1 protein-coding gene is annotated in these 1,570 nt (G+C 54.6%); it reads left to right on the top strand.

Annotation, left to right across the window (positions count from 1 at the left end; translation table 11 throughout):
• Positions 1–407: 407 nt before the first annotated feature.
• Positions 408–1,570: phosphatase PAP2 family protein (locus tag Q0257_RS06890; RefSeq protein ID WP_298023259.1), on the top strand; the 1,163-nt coding region annotated here is incomplete at its 3' end.

Below are 1,570 nucleotides of genomic sequence, written 5' to 3'. Positions count from 1 at the left end.
TAGTCCGCCCCTTATAAAGCGTCGTCGGGGGTTAGGTGGGGGTTTGGGGGCGGAAGGGGCGACGCTTCGTAAGTAGAAACCCCTTCCGCCACCCGAGAAAAAGAGAAAGGCGGATACAAAAGGGAGCTCTTTTGCTTCGGCTTTGCCTCGCAACTGCTAGCAGAGCGCAATTCAAGCCCCCACCCCCTTTTACAACAAAGTAAAAAACAACCTCAAACGGTTGTTTTTTGCGCAAAGAAGCTTAGCTTGCAAAGCCAAATTTAGCCAAATCAAATTTAGCACCGTCAAGATACGGGTCTCGGCGAGTAAATTTTACGCTTTTATGTCAAGCGAGCGATCTCGGAACCGATTAATCCGCTAAAACGCAAATCCGCTAAAATTTGATAGAATTAGCAAAAAAGGCAAAAATGAAAACAAAACCGTTTTTATCGCAGCTGGCCGTGCTAGTCGTCGTTGCGGCGATATTTTACGCCAGCTACGGCGCCACGAACGCTCTCGCAAGCGCTCGTGCAAACGTGCCCGAGATTTATTTCGCTTGGGAGCGCGCGCTGCCGTTTTGGGCGTGGAGCATCGTGCCGTATTGGTCGCTAAATTTGCTCTACGCGCTTGGATTTTTCCTCTGCCGCGACAGCCGTGAGCTCGCGCGTTACGTCACGCAGCTGCTAGTCACTCAGATGATCGCGACGCTGTTTTTTATCGCTTTTCCTCTGCAAATGTCGTGGGAAAAGCCCGCGGTTTCGGGCTTTAGCGGTTTTTTGTTCTCGAGTCTGGCCGCCTTTGACCTCCCGTTTAATCAAGCTCCGTCGCTACACATCATACTTTGCGTCGTCGTGGGCGCTTTTTACCTTCGCAAGGCGCGCGCGGTTTGGCTCAAGGCGGCGCTTGTCGCGTGGTTTACGCTCATCGGCCTTAGCGTACTGACCACGTATCAGCACCATTTTATCGACATTCCGACGGGGCTGGCCGCGGGCTGCCTCGTGCTACTGATTCGCCCGCTAGACGGCGCGCCGCTTGGTTTCGCCATAGCTAAGGAGGCCGCTCGCTACAAATGGGCGGCGCTATATCTAGGGCTTGCGTTTTTGACGCTTTTTGCGGCGATTGTGGGAGCTAAAATTTGGAGCGCGTGGATGCTGTGGCTATCGTGGGCGAGCCTTAGTTTCGCGCTGGTTGCTTGCGGTTACGCGTTTTTAGGCGCGGGAGTTTTTGCTAAAAACGAGCGAGGCCGTCACGCCGTCGCGGCTAAAGCTTTACTCTTTCCCTATCTTTGCGTAGCGCGGTTAAATGCGCTTTTTTGGCTGCGCGGACGCCGGCTTTCAGACGAGATTTTGCCCGGGCTGTATCTGGGCTCGGTTAAGCAGGCGGGTAAATTTGACGCGGTGCTAGACTGTGCGGCCGAGTTTGAGCGGCCTGGCGGCGCGCAAATTTATGCGAGCCTACCTATGCTAGATATGATAACGCCCGGCGTGGACGAGTTGAGGCGCGGCGCGGACGAGCTTGAGCGGATAGTAAAAACGACTCTTTGCGTCGGCGGAAGTCTCGACGCCGCTCTACGTCCTCGCGACCGTCACAG

This window comes from uncultured Campylobacter sp., assembly GCF_938018035.1.
Classification (GTDB): Bacteria; Campylobacterota; Campylobacteria; order Campylobacterales; family Campylobacteraceae; genus Campylobacter_B.
This window is presented reverse-complemented; position numbering and strand designations above follow the sequence as displayed.